The organism is Biomaibacter sp. TOL, from assembly GCF_059717795.1.
On record NZ_AP046092.1, the window covers coordinates 1,365,208 to 1,382,691 of the forward strand.

The 17,484-nt window shown below is 45.4% G+C and carries 16 protein-coding genes; 2 read left to right on the plus strand and 14 right to left on the minus strand.

Annotated features, from left to right (window positions below):
- Position 1: 1 nt before the first annotated feature.
- The 9 genes from AC6I1H_RS06830 to AC6I1H_RS06870 all read right to left on the minus strand — a co-directional run bounded on the left by AC6I1H_RS06830 (position 2) and on the right by AC6I1H_RS06870 (position 10,795).
- Positions 2-382: a response regulator gene (locus AC6I1H_RS06830; RefSeq protein ID WP_497740204.1), complete on the minus strand. Its 381-nt coding sequence runs from the start codon at positions 380-382 to the stop codon at positions 2-4.
- A gap of 23 nt (positions 383-405) precedes the next feature.
- Positions 406-2,535 carry a family 2 glycosyl transferase gene (locus AC6I1H_RS06835; RefSeq protein ID WP_497740205.1) on the minus strand — a complete coding sequence of 710 codons (2,130 nt, stop codon included), beginning with the start codon at positions 2,533-2,535 and terminating at the stop codon, positions 406-408.
- A 720-nt stretch (positions 2,536-3,255) separates the two neighbouring features.
- Entirely contained in the window at positions 3,256-4,146 is an 891-nt protein-coding gene (locus AC6I1H_RS06840; RefSeq protein WP_497740206.1) for a copper amine oxidase N-terminal domain-containing protein, read from the minus strand.
- A 209-nt stretch (positions 4,147-4,355) separates the two neighbouring features.
- Entirely contained in the window at positions 4,356-5,561 is a 1,206-nt protein-coding gene (locus AC6I1H_RS06845; RefSeq protein WP_497740207.1) for an FAD-binding protein, read from the minus strand.
- Between the two features lie 12 nt (positions 5,562-5,573).
- Positions 5,574-6,374, minus strand: coding sequence for an electron transfer flavoprotein subunit beta/FixA family protein (locus AC6I1H_RS06850; RefSeq protein ID WP_497740208.1), 801 nt, complete (start codon positions 6,372-6,374; stop codon positions 5,574-5,576).
- Positions 6,375-6,470: 96 nt separating this feature from the next.
- The gene (locus tag AC6I1H_RS06855; RefSeq protein ID WP_497740209.1) at positions 6,471-7,253 is read right to left on the minus strand and encodes an enoyl-CoA hydratase/isomerase family protein; all 783 of its coding nucleotides are present in this window, start codon (positions 7,251-7,253) and stop codon (positions 6,471-6,473) included.
- 171 nt (positions 7,254-7,424) lie between these two features.
- Positions 7,425-8,576, minus strand: a complete 1,152-nt coding sequence (locus AC6I1H_RS06860; RefSeq protein WP_497740210.1) for an acyl-CoA dehydrogenase family protein — start codon at positions 8,574-8,576, stop codon at positions 7,425-7,427.
- Positions 8,577-8,630: 54 nt separating this feature from the next.
- Positions 8,631-9,482, minus strand: coding sequence for a 3-hydroxyacyl-CoA dehydrogenase family protein (locus tag AC6I1H_RS06865; RefSeq protein WP_497740211.1), 852 nt, complete (start codon positions 9,480-9,482; stop codon positions 8,631-8,633).
- Between the two features lie 128 nt (positions 9,483-9,610).
- Positions 9,611-10,795, minus strand: coding sequence for a thiolase family protein (locus AC6I1H_RS06870; RefSeq protein ID WP_497740212.1), 1,185 nt, complete (start codon positions 10,793-10,795; stop codon positions 9,611-9,613).
- Positions 10,796-11,060: 265 nt separating this feature from the next.
- On the opposite strand from AC6I1H_RS06870, the gene AC6I1H_RS06875 reads away from it, so the two are divergent.
- On the plus strand, positions 11,061-11,624 hold the full coding sequence (locus AC6I1H_RS06875; protein ID WP_497740213.1) for a spore coat protein: 564 nt from the start codon (positions 11,061-11,063) through the stop codon (positions 11,622-11,624).
- A gap of 307 nt (positions 11,625-11,931) precedes the next feature.
- Complete coding sequence (locus tag AC6I1H_RS06880; RefSeq protein WP_497740214.1) at positions 11,932-12,495, plus strand: HD domain-containing protein; 564 nt, start codon at positions 11,932-11,934, stop codon at positions 12,493-12,495.
- Here the strand turns inward: AC6I1H_RS06880 and AC6I1H_RS06885 are convergent.
- The 5 genes from AC6I1H_RS06885 to AC6I1H_RS06905 form a co-directional block, all read right to left on the minus strand.
- Positions 12,490-14,670, minus strand: a complete 2,181-nt coding sequence (locus AC6I1H_RS06885) for a heavy metal translocating P-type ATPase (RefSeq protein ID WP_497740215.1) — start codon at positions 14,668-14,670, stop codon at positions 12,490-12,492. The genes AC6I1H_RS06880 and AC6I1H_RS06885 overlap by 6 nt on opposite strands.
- 157 nt (positions 14,671-14,827) lie before the next feature.
- On the minus strand, positions 14,828-15,742 hold the full coding sequence (locus AC6I1H_RS06890) for a DUF1848 domain-containing protein (protein ID WP_497740216.1): 915 nt from the start codon (positions 15,740-15,742) through the stop codon (positions 14,828-14,830).
- Between the two features lie 100 nt (positions 15,743-15,842).
- The gene (gene mgsA, locus AC6I1H_RS06895; protein ID WP_497740217.1) at positions 15,843-16,250 is read right to left on the minus strand and encodes a methylglyoxal synthase; all 408 of its coding nucleotides are present in this window, start codon (positions 16,248-16,250) and stop codon (positions 15,843-15,845) included.
- A gap of 167 nt (positions 16,251-16,417) precedes the next feature.
- Positions 16,418-16,954 (minus strand): permease, encoded by a 537-nt coding sequence (locus AC6I1H_RS06900; RefSeq protein WP_497740218.1) that lies wholly within the window; start codon positions 16,952-16,954, stop codon positions 16,418-16,420.
- Entirely contained in the window at positions 16,951-17,430 is a 480-nt protein-coding gene (locus AC6I1H_RS06905) for a permease (protein WP_497740219.1), read from the minus strand. The genes AC6I1H_RS06900 and AC6I1H_RS06905 overlap by 4 nt, the downstream gene beginning before the upstream one ends.
- Positions 17,431-17,484: the final 54 nt, after the last annotated feature.

Sequence of the window (17,484 nt, forward strand, 5' to 3'; positions counted from 1 at the left end):
TTCAATCATCCTGACTCTTTAATAGTTTTTCTATTTTAAAGTCAAGCTCCACTGGCGAAAACGGTTTTGTTATATAGTCGTCCGCCCCGGATTTCATAGCCTTGATAATGAAATTATCCAGCTTCTGCCCGGTAAGTATCAATATTCTAACATTACTATCCAGACTTTTCATCTTTGCGCAAAGCTCATCCCCGTCCATTCCCCGCATTACATAATCAGAGATTACAAGTGAAGGCCTCTCCTTTTCGAATATCTCAAGAGCCTCATCTCCGCTGGATGCGGTGTATATCCTGTATCCCTTGTTTTCATATCTGTTTTTTAAGATTGTCAGCATAAGCGGATCATCGTCTACAAAAAGAATTTTAATTTTATTTTCCGACACTCTTTGCATCGCTCATCCCTTTTCTACAGATTTTTAAATCCACGTTTGATTATATTATACGATTTTTTTAAACGCTCATGGTATGCCGGTTTCTGCCATTCTTTCCATGTGAAAAAGGCGTAGTCGGGTGTTTCTTTGATGCCTTCATTCAACGATAAAAAAGAGACATACACGCCCTCTATTTTAACCGGATTAATGCCGCTTTTATGAAGGTCCCCCATCGCCATGCGCGTGGAAGGGTCCATTATATTTAAAAGCTGCCACGGTATCCTTATTTCAATGACATTATTTTTATATGCAAAATCAGCCAGTGAATCATAGTCTTTTGATGATGGATTTGCATTGCCGTATTTTAGTCTGCCGGTTTCATATTTTTTTAAGGGAACCGTTTTTTTATCTTCCGGCAGGTAAATTTCTCTGCTCAGGCAAAGGTATACGGGCCTAAATACGCCACTGTCTTTGAACTGATATTCCGGGTCTTCTTCAAGCATCTTTAAGCTTTCTCCGTAAATGTAGTAAAACACATTATAATATGCGTCTACCAGAATCCTTGAATTTTCTTTTCCATCTATGATGATGACGAATTCGCACGGCCTGCCCAGGCGGACCCCCATATCGCTGAAAATTTCATTCCCCTGCTCAGGTATGGTATCTATGGGTATGATAATTTTTTCGCCATTGTGGTAAGGCTTTTTCAGACGCAGAAGAAAACATACGCCTTCTTCATCATATACAGCATGAAGCTCGCCATTTTCATTTTTCAGAAGTAGACTTTCTTTTCCCCACTCGGAATCGTCTCCGTCTATATATACCTTTCTTTTACCGTCCCCGGGGTCAAATGAAAGAATTCCAAACTTTTGCTCATTTGTCTGAACGTTTGACCAGAAAGGACGCCTGTCGGGTATGTCAAGGTCCATTGTGTTCCACGTTCTTTTAAACCACTCGTCCTGCCATGTAAATACTAGGCCCCCCGCATAACCTTCATCATGGATGTCGTTTATCATAGAAACAAGCATATGCCCCTGGGTATTTTCATCGATATGCCCCTGATTAAAACCGGTCAATGGGTTCTCGTGGGTGATGCCGCGGGATGTGGGAATGCCGAACTCGGCGACCAGCACAGGCATAGTATGTTCTTTAATAAGGTCTCTCAGATACGCCCTGTATGTGTTCGGTTTTCCGTCCCTGTCTTTAAACAAAGCGTATTCTTTCTGATAGAACATAAAATCTGGATAATAAGGGTAAATATGATATGAGGAAAAAAGGCCCGGGATAAAAGTCGGCTTTGATTTAATTTCTTCGACATCTACAGATACCATGTCTTCTTTTTCATACGGTTCATTGGGATGTTTCAATACATCGGTCGTAGGCCAGTTTGTAAAACTCAGCGGCCTCTGCATATGGTATTTTTTGGTTTCGTACGCCAGGGCATAATCGCCGGCCATGGCAAGCCATATTTCAAAAGGCGACGCGGATGTCGTATAAAGATAAGCCCCATCGAATTGTGCCAAACTCCCGTTCCTCTCGGCCGTGTTTTTTACAAAATTCGGGTCCCATTCTATGCCGAGTATCCAGCCGGCCACATACTGCGAAATATCTTTATCGTATACGCCCCATCCTTTTCCTTTTCTTTCGGATATTCTCGCATTCCCGTGAATTGCGTCAATTACTTCGACGATATTCTGTTTAAAATCTTCTGAAACCTGTGGCGAGAAGGCGTCCATGGTATTTTCAATGGCATTTTCATCGACCCAAACTCCGTGGAAGAGATAGAGGGGCTTTATAGAACTTTTGTTGAATTCCCAAAGCGCCTTGTAAAACTCCGGATTCTGTAGCGTGTAAACTCTTATAGCATTTGCGTTCATATCTCTTATGTATTTAAACCACCGTAGATATTCTTCTTTGGTAATGGCAAGTTCGCCGGGGAAAGCTCCAGGCTTTGCGCTGCCCATATTTACTCCTTTTATGAACTCCTTTTTCCACCTGCCGTTTTTGTAAAAGAAAAACGCCTTTTCTTTCGCTGTGCAGAAATACCTTATTTTGCTTTCCGGGTCGGTATATACCGAAAATCTGTCTCTTAAATCGGGAAAAAATGCGTAATATGCCGTCAACACAATAATGAGCACCGTTATTGTGGCAATATATCTCTTCATATTACTAGGCCTCTTTTTTAATAATTTCTTGCGCTTACAGCTTTTAATAATTAAAATGTCGCATCAAGATGACATATTCGCTCTTGCATTTAATTATATCACATTTGTTTGAGTTCGTGAAAATCAAGTTAAGCTTCGAGCCCATAATCCCCAGTGGCTTTGGGCTATGTTGCCATCGCAAAAAAAAGAGTGTCTGGTTTGTCTATCTTTTCACGTAACGGAATATCCGTTGCATTATCCTAAAGAAATAATAAAGGGTAATTTTCTATGAAAAAATTGATTTTAACAATCTTTGTTTTTACAATCTATATAAGACAAATTTGCATACCGAAAATATTAAAAATAAAAAAACCTCGGCAAAGCGAGGTATTATCTTCTGAATATAATTTGTCTATATTTTTGAGTAGTTTTAAAAATATATAAGCTCAATTTTGATAAATCGCCTTCATTTATAAGACTTTCAATGTTTTTTTTGATACTTTCCCATATTGGAAAATCATAGTAATGTTCGACAATCCAATGTATGTTTTTTAACAAGGATTCATTATTATTATTCGAATATTTTTCCTCAACTAATTTTTGAAGATGCTCAAAGGTTTGTTGTCTATTCATATCGTTTTTTCCTCGTTCATGACCTGGATTTATGTGAAAAATGCTATCTTGTAGAATTTTCATGATTCACTGTATTGTAGCGTGTTTAAAGGTTTTAACTTTAAGATTCTATTGAGCAGTAATCTGGGTTGTCCCGCTTTCGGAGGCCTCAGGGGCAGTTTCTGAAGATGATGTTTCGTCGGTAGAATCCATTACGCCCTGTTCGGAATCATCGATGATTACGGTGTTATCCTCTCCATCCCATTCTACATTGGAGTTAAAGGCCTGCATTATAAACCCCAAGGGAACTACTGTCCTGTTGTTCTGGATTCCCGCAGGCACATCCAGCTCGACCTCCTGACCGTCGACAATGGCCGTTTTTGATTCTAACTGCAATGTTATGGTTTTCCCATCCTTTGTTATTGTAACGGTTTTTGTTTCCGGATCCCATTTAACTTCCGCTCCCAGGGCGCTAACCACGGCTTTTACAGGAATTAAGACCCTGCCTTCTTTTATTACGGGTGGAACATCAAATTTCAGTTCATCGCCGTTAACAAATACACTTATCGTATTATTATTTTGCTGTTTTTTAAGCTCGTAAATCTGCTTTAATATTTCTTTTCTTTTCTCCTTATCTCTGAACGAATTCTTAAAAGCTGATTTTAATTCCTGCAGTTTCTCTTCAATCTGCAAGTTGCTTTCATCACCTTGATTAGCGGTTCTGTTTTCGATCTCGTTTTTTAACTTTTCCTTTGCCTTTTCATTAAGTTTTAATTCATTCCCGTCATCATTGTCGCTATTATTGATATCTTGATTATCGGTGATATCTTCATTATTTTCTATATCCTGACTTTTTTCCTGTTCCTCTTCTTCTCCAATTTGATTTTGTTCCTGAATTTGTTCCTGGTTTTGAATTTGGTTTTTCTCCTGGTGTTTAGTTTCGTTCCCCTTTGCAAAGACCATAGAACTGCTTGTTAGGATAAGAAGAAACATCATAATTAAAGTTAAAAATTTTTTCATGGAAAATTCCTCCTTTTTTTTGTTATATATTTCCGCAACGTAAAATAAAAATTTTGGGGTAATTTGTCCTTTTTTCTTAAATTTTTTTGGAGAAGTTCTAAAGATTTAGCAGAAATAATATATTTATCGGTATTTGACGGGGGGTTTAAAACGTCAATGACAACAAAAAAGCCATACACAGTATGTGTATGGCCATAAATTACTTTTGTTTAAGAAGCCTTGCCGGCTTTTTTCTCCTTTATCTGTCTTATAAGCTCCGGCACCACCTTGAACAGGTCGCCCACTATGCCGAAGGTGGCCACCTTGAATATGGGGGCATCGGGGTCCTTGTTTATGGCCACGATATTCTCCGAGGTCTGCATGCCTGCCAGATGCTGTATGGCGCCGGAGATGCCGCAGGCGATGTAGAGCTTGGGCCTTACGGTCCTGCCGGTTTGCCCCACCTGATGGGCATAGGGCATCCATCCGCTGTCCACTGCGGCCCTGGAGGCACCCACGGCTCCGCCCAGAAGTTCCGCCAGTTCAAAGAGCATGGAGAAATTTTCCGGTCCTTTCATGCCCCGGCCGCCGGATACTATAATATCCGCGTCGGCCAGATTCACCGTTCCGGCGATATCGGGGATGAATTCCAGTATGTCAAGAAGCATATCCTGCGGTCCCGATACCGGCTGAACCTGGATAATCCTCACTCCCGGGCTTTCCGCAGGTTCCGGCATGGCCATGACTTTGGGCCTTACTGTAGCCATTTGAGGCCTGTGGTTTGGAGATATTATGGTGGCCATGATATTGCCGCCGAAGGCCGGCCGGGTCTGCAGCAGAAGTCGTTTCTGCCTGTCTATTGAAAGCTCGGTGCAGTCGGCGGTAAGACCTGTCTTGAGCCTGGCGGCAAGAGCTCCCGCAAAATCCCTCCCCAGGGTGGTGGCACCGATTAAGACTATTTCGGGCTTATATGTCCTGATTATATTTTCCGCTTCGGCCACATAAGTGTTTGTCTGATAATCCTTCAACCATGTACTGTTGCAAACATATATGGTATCTACGTCGTACCGGGCCACATCCAGGGCCATGCTGTCTCCTTCGGCACCAATTAACATAGCTGAAAGGGATACTCCAAGATTATCGGCTATCTCTCTCCCCTTTCCCAGGAGTTCAAAGGAAACGGAATGTATTTTCCCAAACTCATGCTCCACAAATACCATTACACCTTTATAGTCGGATATATCTTCGACTGTAGCCTTTTTTTCTTCCATCATAAGTGCTCCGGCGGGGCATACATCCACACACTGGCCGCACAAAATACAACTTTCGGTAACCTCGGCCACACCTTCATCGTTTATTTTGATGCCGCTATAGGCACACACATCCACGCAGAGCCCGCAGCCGGTGCAGTTTTCTTTGATTACTTTTAGTGCCATATTCAGGCCTCCTTATAGATTGATTATATTCCTGCTGGTAAGCGCCTCTATGAGCTTTGCTACGGCCTCCGGCACTTCTCCCTGGATTATCTCTCCTCCCTGCCGGGGAGGTGGTGTAAAAATCCGGACCACCTGGGTAGGGGAACCATCAAATCCAAAATCCTTCGGGTCTCCTCCCAGGTCCTGCATGCCCCATACGGGAATCTCGGCCCTGGTGGCCTTCTTAATGGAAAAGATATTGGGTATCCGGGGCTGGTTGATGTCTTTAACCACGGTAATAAGGGCAGGAAGTGCGGTAGATACCACCTGGGTGCCGTTTTCAATAAGACGCTCGGCAGTAATTTTTCTATTTTTCAGATTGATTTCCCTGATTTTGGAAACGTACGTTATCTGTGTCAGGTTAAGCCGCTGGGCTAGCCCCGGTCCCACCTGGGCGGTATCGCCATCGGTGGCCTGTTTGCCGCAAATGACTATATCAATATCCCCTAATTTTTTTATACCCAGTGAGAGAGTATAGGCTGTAGCAAGGGTATCCGAACCCGCAAAAACCCTATCACTGAGGAGTACAGCTTTATCCGCACCCATAGCCAGTGCGGTTTTCAGGGCTTCCTTGGCCTGGGGGGGACCCATGGATATCACCGTAACTTCACCGCCGTATCTCTCTTTCAACCTTATGCCCTCTTCTATGGCATACTCATCAAAGGGATTTACTACCGATTCCACTCCCTCCCGGATGAGGGTGCCTTTGATGGGATCCATCTGGACCCTGGCCTCAGTGCTGGGCACCTGCTTTATGCAGACAACTATTTTCAATCATTTTCACCTCTTTTATGTTAATGTTCAAGGCCGGGCGTCAACCTCCCTTTGAATCTCCGGCAGCGGACTCAGTTTCTATACCAGAACTATATATTATTTCCCAATAAAGTTCGGCGCCCTTTTTTCCAGAAATGCCGCCACGCCCTCTTTCTTGTCCTGGGTGGTGCAGGCTAAGGCGAATAGGTAGGATTCGTGGGCGAGACCCTGTTCCAGGCCGAGATTTGCTCCCCGGTTCACGGATTCCTTGGCATATTGTATGGCAAGTTTGGGAAGGGCCTTTATCTTTTTTACCCATGCCGACACTTCTTCCATAAGTTTATCCTGGGGCACCACTTTGTTTACAAGGCCTATCCTCAAAGCTTCGCCAGCATCAATGATATCTCCAAAGAGTATCATCTCCAGTGCCTTAGCCTTTCCCACCAGTCTTGTAAGCCTCTGGGTGCCGCCGGCGCCTGGGATGATGCCGAGCTTTACCTCCGATGCTGCGAATTTAGCATTTTCCGATGCTATTCTAAAGGTACAGGCCATGGAAAGCTCCAAACCAGCCCCAATGGCATAGCCGTTGACGGCGGCTATAACCGGGATGTTCAAATTTTCGATGCGGCTAAAAAGCTCCTGGCGCTGCCTGGTATGCTTTCGGCCGATGATGGCGTCTCTTTCCACCAGTTCCCTTATGTCGGCACCCGACATGAAGGCTTTGTCTCCAGCGCCGGTTATTACCACTGCCCGCAGTTCTTCATTCTTCTCGATCTGCGATATCACTTCCTCCAGTTCATCTACCAGGCTGTTGCTGAGGGCATTCCTCACCTCCGGGCGGTTTATGGTAATATAGGCCACGCCGTCCTCTTGCTTATACGCTAATAGTTGATAATCCATTATAATCATCTCCTCTCCAAGTAGGAAACTTTCCTCTTTAATCTTACTTGACGAGCGATGGAGCCTGAGGCAATCTCTTTAGGGTGGCTGCCGACCTGTTCAAGGCCTGACCGAAATAATTTTCGGAAAATTACATAAGTGAATAAGTGAGAATAAGTGAGTGCCTGACACCTAAAAGGCGGATATCCCCAGGTCCTTGTTGGCTATAATGAGCTTCTGAATCTGGCTTGTTCCTTCATAAAGGGTATTTATGCGGGCATCTCTGTAGTATCTTTCAATGGGGAATTCCCCGGAAAATCCATACCCGCCAAAGACCTGCAGCGCCTTGTAGGCTACACGGTTTACCATCTCACTGCAGAAGAGTTTCGCCACACAAACTTCCCTGGTATTGGGGACTCCTTTATTTTTAAGATGCCCTACCCGGTATACCAGAAGACGGCCGGCTTCAATATCCACTATCATGTCGGCGAACATCTCCTGAATGAGCTGATGACCGGCTATGGGCTTTCCAAACTGGACCCTCTCCAGGGCGTACTTTTTGGCTACGTCATAGCACCCCTGGGCCAGACCCACACATCCCGCAGCCACGGTATAGCGGCCAAAGTCCAGGGCGCTCATGGCCACCTTGAATCCCTTGCCTACTTCTCCCAGGACATTTTCTTTGGGAACCCTAACATCGGTCATAATCAGTTCGGCTGTATTTGATGACCTCAGACCCAGCTTTTGATGGATGTCCCTGGTGGAAAACCCCGGAGTCTTTGTGTCCACAATAAATGCCGTGATGCCCCTGGCGCCGGCGTTTTTGTCGGTCTTGGCGAAGATCAGGGCAATGTCCGCCACTCCTCCGTTGGTAATCCACATTTTGTTGCCGTTTAAAATGTAGGAGTCGCCATCTTCCACCGCCGTGGCCTGCATGCTCACCGCATCACTACCGGAATTGGGCTCCGTAAGGCCGAAACATCCAAGGATTTCGCCGGAAGCCAAGCGGGGCACATATTTTTTCTTCTGTTCCTCGTTGCCCCATTTCAATATGGTAAGGGCCACCAGCGATACCTGCACCGAGTAGATGCCTCTCACCGAGGAATCCACTTTCCCCAATTCTTCGGCCACTATGGCATGCGCTATGTTGTCAAAGCCTCCTCCGCCGTATTCCTCGGGTATTACGGTGCCGAATATGCCCAGTTCCCCCATCTTTTTCACTATATCCCACGGAAATTTTTCCTCAAGGTCGTTTTCCGCAGCAAAAGGAGCAATCTCCTTTTCTGCAAATTCCGCCACCATGTTCTTTATCATTTGCTGTTCCTCAGTTAAATCAAAATTCATAAATATCCCTCCTGCACATTTTTCAAATTTTATAAAATTTTGTTTATTTATTTTTTAATATTTATAGAAACCCCGCCCGGTCTTGCGCCCCAGGTGTCCGGCCCTCACCATTTTTTTCAGGATATAGGGTGGGCGGTAGCGAGGGTCTCCGAATTCCCTGTAGAGGGTTTCGGTCTTGGCAAGATGTATATCCACGCCTATCATGTCTATAAGTTCCAGTGGTCCCATGGGAAGGTTGGCCCCCAGTTTCATTGCGGTGTCGATTTCCGTAGGACCGGCCACTCCTTCTGAATAGACATTGACCGCCTCATTTAAAAGAGCTGCCAGTACCCTGCTCACAATTCCGGCAGGTGATTCTATTTTTGTCACTATGGGCGTTTTCCCCAGCATCTCCGCCAGGGCACGGGTCTTCTCCACCGTCTCCGGAGCCGTATCAAGGCCCGGGATTATTTCCACCAGTTTCATGATTACTGGCGGATTAAAGAAATGCATACCTACAACCCTGCCTTTTTCTCTGGTAGAACTAGCAATTTCACTGATGGAACAGGCGGTGGTGTTGGTAGAAAGGATAACTTCGGAACCAAAATGCCTGTCAAGCCGTTCAAAGACCTGTTTTTTAACTTCTACATCTTCCACCACCGCTTCAATGACAAAATCCACCCCTTCATATGCTTCTATTTCCGTTCCGCCTGAAATCCTGGACATGATGGCATCCGCTTCTTCAGCGGTCATCTTGCCCTTTTCGACCCTTTTATCAAGGCCGGTTTTTATCCTGGCAATAGCCTTATCCACAAGAGATTGCTCCACATCAATGAGTACCGCCTCGAATCCCTGCTGTGCACAGGCCTGGGCGATGCCGTGCCCCATTGTACCAGCACCCAGGACCATTATTTTTTTAAATTCCATATTTACCCTCCTTTTTTCAATCTTTTTGATTAAGATTTTGGAGCTATTAAACATCATTTGTTGTTCTATAGAAATGTTCACTTTTCGAACATCGAAAATCTGCGGAGCGAAGTTGAGCCTAACTTATCTTAGCTCATTCTTTCTATTATCATTGCCTCCCCCTGGCCGCCGCCAACACAGAGAGTAACCATGCCTATGTGTTTGTCTTCCTGCCGAAGGGCGTTTACCAGAGTGGTCAATAGTTTTGCACCGGTGGCCCCAATAGGATGCCCCAGAGATATGGCTCCTCCGTAAATGTTTGTCTTTTCCAGGTCCAGGTTCAGAGCCCGCACCACCGCCAGCACCTGACCGGCAAAGGCTTCATTTAGTTCTATAAGGTCTATATCCTTGAGAGTCATGCCGGCTTTTTGTAAAGCTTTAGGAACCGCCTCTACGGGACCTATACCCATATGGGTTGGGTCTACTCCCCTCTGGCCGTGGGCCAGTATCTTTGCCAGAGGCTTTATGCCCAGTTCTCTGACCTTTTCCCCGCTCATAAGCACCACTGCTGCGGCCCCGTCACACAGGGCGGAACTGGAACCAGCAGTTATAGTGCCTTTTTCTTTGAACACCGGCGGAAGTTTTGCCAGACCTTCCATGGAAATATCTCGTCTTGGAATTTCTTCTGTGTCGAAAAAGGCGTTGGGATGTTTTTTATCGCTTATATCTATGGGTAAAATCTCGTCCCTGAACTTGCCCGCATCCATAGCGGTCACTGCTCTCTTATGGCTCATAAAGGAATACTCATCCTGCTCTTTGCGGGTTATGCCGTATTCTTCCACCAAAACCTCCGCAGTTGCCCCCATCATCATGCCCGCCAGGGGGCACATGAAACCGTCCTGATGCAAATGATCCTGAAGTTCCCCGGAACCGAGCCTGTATCCCCACCGGGCTTCGGAAAGAAGGTAGGGTGCGCGGCTTGCCATCTCGGTTCCCCCTGCAATCATCACTTCGGCATCATTTGCTCTTATGGCCTGGGCCGCCAGCGCGATGGATTTTAAACCCGAAGCGCACCTCTTGTTTACAGTAAAAGCCGATGTAGTCACTGGAAGTCCGCTTTTTACTGCCACCAGTCTTCCCAGATTGGGACCAACCCCCGCCTGCCAGGCGTTTCCCCATACTACTTCTTCCACTTTTTCCCCGTCAATGCCCGCCCTTTTTACGGCTTCGGCGATCACCGCACTTCCAAGTTCCACAGGTGTCTTTTTGGAGAGGCTTCCGCCGAATTTGCCGCAGGCGGTCCTGACCGCACTGACGATGAAAACTTCACGCATGGTTTCACCTCCATGAGTTTTACGTAATATTTGTAAAAATTAAAATAGCAATATTTGTGCCAGCATGAGAAAACAGTATCGACGGGATTTTTAATATTGTTGAATGTTCAATTATTAAACATTTTGTTCATTATTTTAACATGCCTTAATTATTTCTAGAATTAAGGCAATATCAACTTTTTTATCGCAACTTTCCGGAATAACCTTCGTCATATTGTGGGATATTATATGTTGTATAAAAAAATTTTTTTCAGGAGGTTGTTCTATGGCGGCAAATTTAGGAGCCCACGAAGTTATGGAATTACATGAAGTATTATCCGATACCGTCACCGGTATCAACACCGTCCAGCTCTACAGCGAACACTGCAAAGATCCTCAACTGAAGAGCATTGTAAACAAGCAGCTGGATTTCATGACCAACGAGTACAACAACATGGCGTCGGCTGCAAGCCAGGCGGGATTTCAGGAGGCTGTCCCCTACAGGGCAAATACCAATTTCTCTCCTAACTATGGTTTAAGAAGCCCGTCCCCAACGACGCCCAATCCTTCTTCCAAACAGGTGGACGATCGGGATGTGGCATCGGCCCTCATGAGTATCCACAAGACTGGAGCTTCCAAGCGCATGATGGCATCTCTCGAGTGCGCAAATCCCGAGCTTCGGCGGATGCTCATCCAGGGGGCCATAAATTGCGCCGATCAGGCCTATGACGTGTGGCAGTATATGAACAGCCGAGGATATTATCAGGTGCCCACCATGCAGCAGAATACCACCAACACCATGATGAACATGTATCAGCCCATGGGACAGGGATTCGGTTATACGAGCTGACTACTTCATTACCGCAGTCCATAAAAATCTGACTAAAAAAGAGAGGTCTCTCATTCGGGGCCTCTCTTTTTTTGAAATCACCTTCCCGCCATATTCATATCAAATATATGACATCCCTGTAAAATTATGCTATAATATGAAAAATAGCGACTATTCAGCAGCTGCTCGAAGATGATGCAGGTGGTTTCCGGCGCGTGGCTTGTCCAGCACCGGGTGCTGTCGAGCGGGCTTGGAGCGAGCGAAAAACCACTGCATCAGCAAATGATGCTGAATAGTTACGAAAATACTCTTGAACAGGAGGATAAAAATGGACAGGCAGAAGGCAATAGAGATTTTGAACGAATATTTACATACCGATCATCTTGTGAAACACAGTTTTGCGGTGGAGGCGGTGATGAGGGCTCTCGCCCGAAAGCTTTCTCCGGATAAAGAAGATGAATGGGGCATTGCGGGGCTGCTGCATGATTTAGATGCTGACATGGTGGACTACAGGACAAATCCGGAGCAGCACGGTCCGAAGGCCGTGGAGATACTGCGGAACTTGAACTTCGGCAACGAGGAAATGTATCATGCCATAAAGGCTCACAATCAGGCAAACGGTACCGAGATAAAAAACAGTTTTGACCAGGCTCTGTATGCAGCTGACCCCATCACAGGGTTCATCACCGCCATAGCCCTGGTATATCCCGATAAGAAACTCTCCAGCGTGAAAGTAAAATCCATCACCAAGAGAATGAACGAACTGCGTTTTGCGGCCGGGGCCGACCGGGATGCCATGCGTTCCATAGAAAAACTGGGGATCCCCTTCGCGGAGTTTGCGGAGCTTTCGCTGAAAGCAATGACCGATATCGCGGATGTCCTAGGCTTATAGCAAATCGGGGACAGTCAGGGTCCTTGCGGAATTTAGAACCGCCAGCAGCGCGACCCCCACATCGGCAAAAACCGCTTCCCACATGGTGGCGACGCCGAAGGCTCCCATTGCCAGAAATATGCCCTTTACTCCCAGGGCAAGAATGATGTTTTGATAAATTATTTTTCTGGTAAAGCGGGCAATGTTCACGGCTTCGGCCACCTTTGACGGCGCGTCCTCCATGATGACCACATCGGCGGCTTCTATGGCCGCATCGGACCCCAGGCTGCCCATTGCGATTCCTATATCGGCTCTGGTAATGACAGGAGCGTCATTAATGCCGTCGCCCACGAAAGCTACCCGGCGGGATCGGCCGTTCTCACCTGCCTGGATTTGTTCCAGTTTCATCACTTTGTCCTCCGGCAAAAGATTTGCATAATATTCATCAATTCCAATTTCGCATGCCACCTTTTTTGCCGTTTTTTCTTCATCCCCGGTCAACATAGCCGCATGCTTTATCCCCAGGGCCTTCAATTGTCTTATCGCTTCCTTTGCATCGGATTTAATCTCATCAGATATGATAATATATCCGGCATAAATGCCGTCTACAGCCACATGCACCAGTGTGCCTGAAGTTTGCGGCTTATCCGGGATAATGCCCTGCTTTTCCATGAGTTTTTCATTTCCTGCCAGGATGGTCTTGCCTTCCACATTAGCCATTACTCCCTGGCCGGGTATTTCCCTGCAATCTTTCATTCCTGAAGCAACTGCTGTTTCGATAAGGCTTGAATCATATTTATAATCGTTTTCATGCGAAATGTTGGAAGTTGCATTGCCGGTTTTAAATTTTCCAGCATAAGCTTCCCTTATGGATTTTGCGACGGGATGACTGGAGTGGGCTTCCGCCATAGCCGCAAGCCTCAACACTTCCTGTTCCGAATAGCCGTTTTCAGCCTTGATATCCATCACCTTGAACACGCCTTTTGTGAGGGTGCCGGTCTTATCGAACACTACAGTGTCGACAAGAGTCAGAGCTTCAAGGAAATTGGCCCCTTTTACCAGAATTCCCCGGCGGGAAGCTCCGCCTATGCCTCCGAAGTATCCAAGAGGTATTGATATCACCAGGGCGCAGGGGCATGATATCACAAGCATGGTCAGAGCCCTGTGAAGCCAATCGGAAAACGATGCGCCGGGCATAAAAAGAGGCGGTATTACGGCGATGGCCGCCGCTGAAATAACCACGGCCGGCGTATAATACCGGGCAAACTTCGTAATGAACTGCTCGGTTCGCGCCTTCCTTGAAGCGGCATTCTGCACCAGATTTAATATCTTTGATACCGAAGATTCCCCAAAGGTTTTTTCCACCACCACTTCCAGCAGGCCTTCGGTATTTACCATGCCCGATAGCACCGATTCTCCGGGTTTAACCTTCCGGGGCACCGATTCGCCCGTCAGGTCTGAAGTATCCACAAAAGAAGTGCCCGATGTTATTTTTCCGTCCAGCGGCACCTTCTCTCCGGGTTTTATCACAATTATATCTCCGATTTTCACGCTCTGCGGCGTCACCTTTTGAACCCTGTCTCCAATTTTCAAATTGGCATAGTCGGGCCGTATATTCATGAGGGCTTCGATGGAGCGCCGGGAACGATTGACAGCCGCAGCCTGAAAATATTCGCCGATAGAGTAAAACAGCATAACTCCCACAGCCTCAGGGAACTCATGGATGGCGATAGCCCCAACCGTCGCCAGGGTCATCAAGAAATTCTCGTCAAAAATTTCTCCCCGCACCATATTGCGGAAAGCGGCATATATTACCTTCCAGCCTGCAGCCAGGTACGCCGCAAGGAATACGGCATATTCCACAAATTCCAATTTTCCGGAAAAAAAGGTATCGACGGTTATTCCGAGCACAAAAAGCACGGCCGAAGCAAAAATTAATTTGATGCTTTTTCTTTGTTCGCCCGTCAGTGTTTGAGATTGGGCATTTTTATCCTCAGAGCTTTCCGGAATGAGTTCAATATGCGGATCCACAGTTCTCATCGTTTCCCTGACTTCTCCCTCATACCGGGGGTCCAGGGCCACGCTTTTTGTGTGGAAATTGACGTTAACATCCGAGAGCCCTTCAAGCTTTCTTAATTCTCTTTCCAGCCTTGCGGCGCAGTGGGGGCAGTCCAGGCCTTCCAATCTGTATATCAAAATTTCTCCTCCTCCCATTATCAATCCAAATGATTTGATTTATCATTTGAATAATTGTTCAATTGTTCTCTTAAAAATATTTTAACATATGAAATTTAAAAAGGCAATATCAAAACAATAATGAGTCAGGGGACGGTTCTCTGACTCACTTTTTGAGTCAGAGAACCGTCCCCTGACTCATTATTAGAAAGGGGGATGCTGCATCATGTCTTGAGACGTTTTCAATAATGGTTTTTTCGTTTAAATTGGCGTAACAGTACGTACACATATGGAGGCAGGTGTTGTACATGCCCATGTCCACCGATTCGGCGCAAAGGCATTCCTTTCTCTGGTTTTTATCTTTCTTTGCATGGATATCCAGGCCGAAAACCCTGTTTATCAGACCTACATCTATGCAGCTCCCGTGCTTTACGCCGAGGTGATATAAGTCCGCTTTTTCGGCACATGTACAAATTTCAATGCCCTCTTTTTCTGCTATTTTTTTCAGCTCCGACACCAGAAAATTCATTTTCCCTGCATGCTCCGGTTCTGCAATATCCATTATTTTCAGTGTGCCGGAACGGGTAAGCTGTTTCCATCTATGATTAACCTTGCCGTATAAATCCACGAAACTGATGACGACCCTTTCCACAAAGCCCGATAACCTTTTTGCAATCTTTCCAAACCTTTCGATGTGATAATCCACAGGTGTAAAGTTGCTTATAATAATGGGGTCATATCTCCAGATCACCCTGGACTTGCCTATTTTTCGGCTCAAACGGATAAAAGTTTCAATCCTTTTTTCAACAGGTTTCATACGCGGCTCAAAGATTGCCGGATATTCGTTTAGAGTATACTGAAAATAATACTTATACCCTCTACCGCTCAGGTCGCTCAGGTATTTCATCATTGGCCCGGGATCTTTCGTCCAGAAAACTATCGCATCCACATCTTCCACCCGCAGGCTGACAGTCTTAACCTGTTTTGGGTTAAAAGGATTGACTCTATAAAAAAATCCTTCCTTTATTATGTTCATGAACCATTCGGCATAAAAGGCGGGGATATCGGTCCTCCGGCTGGCGCTGATAATCAATTCCGTACTTCCCTTCTTTTTTTAAAAAACTTTTATTCCGGGAACAAATTTGGAAAAAATTTTAAAATTTCACAGATGTTTTACCAGTATTTTCATAAAATCAAGCAAGTTCAGGATTTATAACTTTTCTCCAGTCTAAGTCCCCCCTCATCAACCCTTTTATCATCACTTCGGCCGTTGCCAGGTTTGTAGCCAGAGGAACATTATGCACATCGCAAACCCTTAAGAGCGCGTTGATGTCGGGCTCATGGGGCTGGGCGGTCAGAGGGTCCCTCAAAAAAATGACCAGATCAATGACATCGCCGGCCACCATGCCCCCTATCTGCTGGTCTCCACCCATGGGGCCCGACCGACATCTCGTTACCGAAAGGCCGGTAGCTTCCATGATTAACTTACCGGTGGTGCCTGTAGCATAAAGTTTATGCTCTTTCAATACTTCTTTATATGCTATGGCAAATTCCACCATCTTTTCTTTTTTGGCATCGTGGGCAATCAGAGCAATGTTCATCGATTCGCTCCCTTCCTTCATGCTTCTTCAACAAATTCAAATATATTTTAACATTGGACGGGAGCGATTTTCAAGACAAGCTGGTAATTTTTACTTTGGCATGAAATTATCCTCCCAATGTGGGCTGGTACAGCAAAACCAGGTTCAATGGAGTGTATGCCTATTATTTAGATGCTTGCCTCCATATGCTTTTTGTATATATTAGCCCTTTCTTCAGGTGAAATCAGCCTTTCAATAGCAAAAGCCATGACTATAATGCCTATAAGGTCTACGGTCCAGCGGGTGACGGCAAAGGTCGTGCCTAAATAACTTACTTCAAAAAGAGTATATGGTATTTTAAGCGTAGACCATGCCCCAAGGAATATCAATATATTTGAAAAGGCGGCGCCTTTTTTCATCATAATCGCAGCTACGGGAAATGCGCCATACAGAGGGCCTGCCGCCGCGGCTCCCAGGAATACGCTCAGCAGTATGCCTTTTATCCCCGATTTTTGGCCCATAAACCTGATTATGGTTTCTTTTGGGACCCATATATCAAAAAGACCCAGCAGCAAAAATATGGGTGGTATTATACCGAGCATCTGTATAAAATTCATATATGTGCTTCTGAAAATTAAAGCTCCAAGTTTGGCATTTTTAAACAAGATAATCATATCGGCTGCGATTACCAGTATAAATAAAAAGTAAGGCTTTAAAGCTTTCATGATACCACCATCCCTATGATAATTGCTACGATGAAAGAGAAAATGTATGCGAATAAATTCCTTAATATCGTTACCTTTTTGTCGAAATATTTCATCTCCAGCGGTGCCGTTACAATACCGACCATCATCAATGTGGAAAGGAATACAGCGATCTGCATGACGCCCGCGCCTTTTTGATAAACGGAAGCCGCCAGGGGAACGGCAACAAAGCCGGGAATAAGTGTAATGGCACCGACAACAGATGTTATAATCATGCCGATTATACCGGTTCTGGCACCGACAATTTTGGATATTATTTCGGGCGACAGGACAGTCAGCACAAGCCCGATTAAGGCAAGGACGCCGGTAAAAGCCGGCAATATATTTTTAAAGGAATTCCAGGATTTCTTCAAAGCCATCTTGGTTTTTTTCTTGTCATAAATATAAGATACTACAAAAAAAATAATAGAAACTGAATATAACACTATAGTGAACATTTTGTCCTCCTTCATAAAAATATATTTAAAAAAGAGGATTAAGCTCCATCTTCC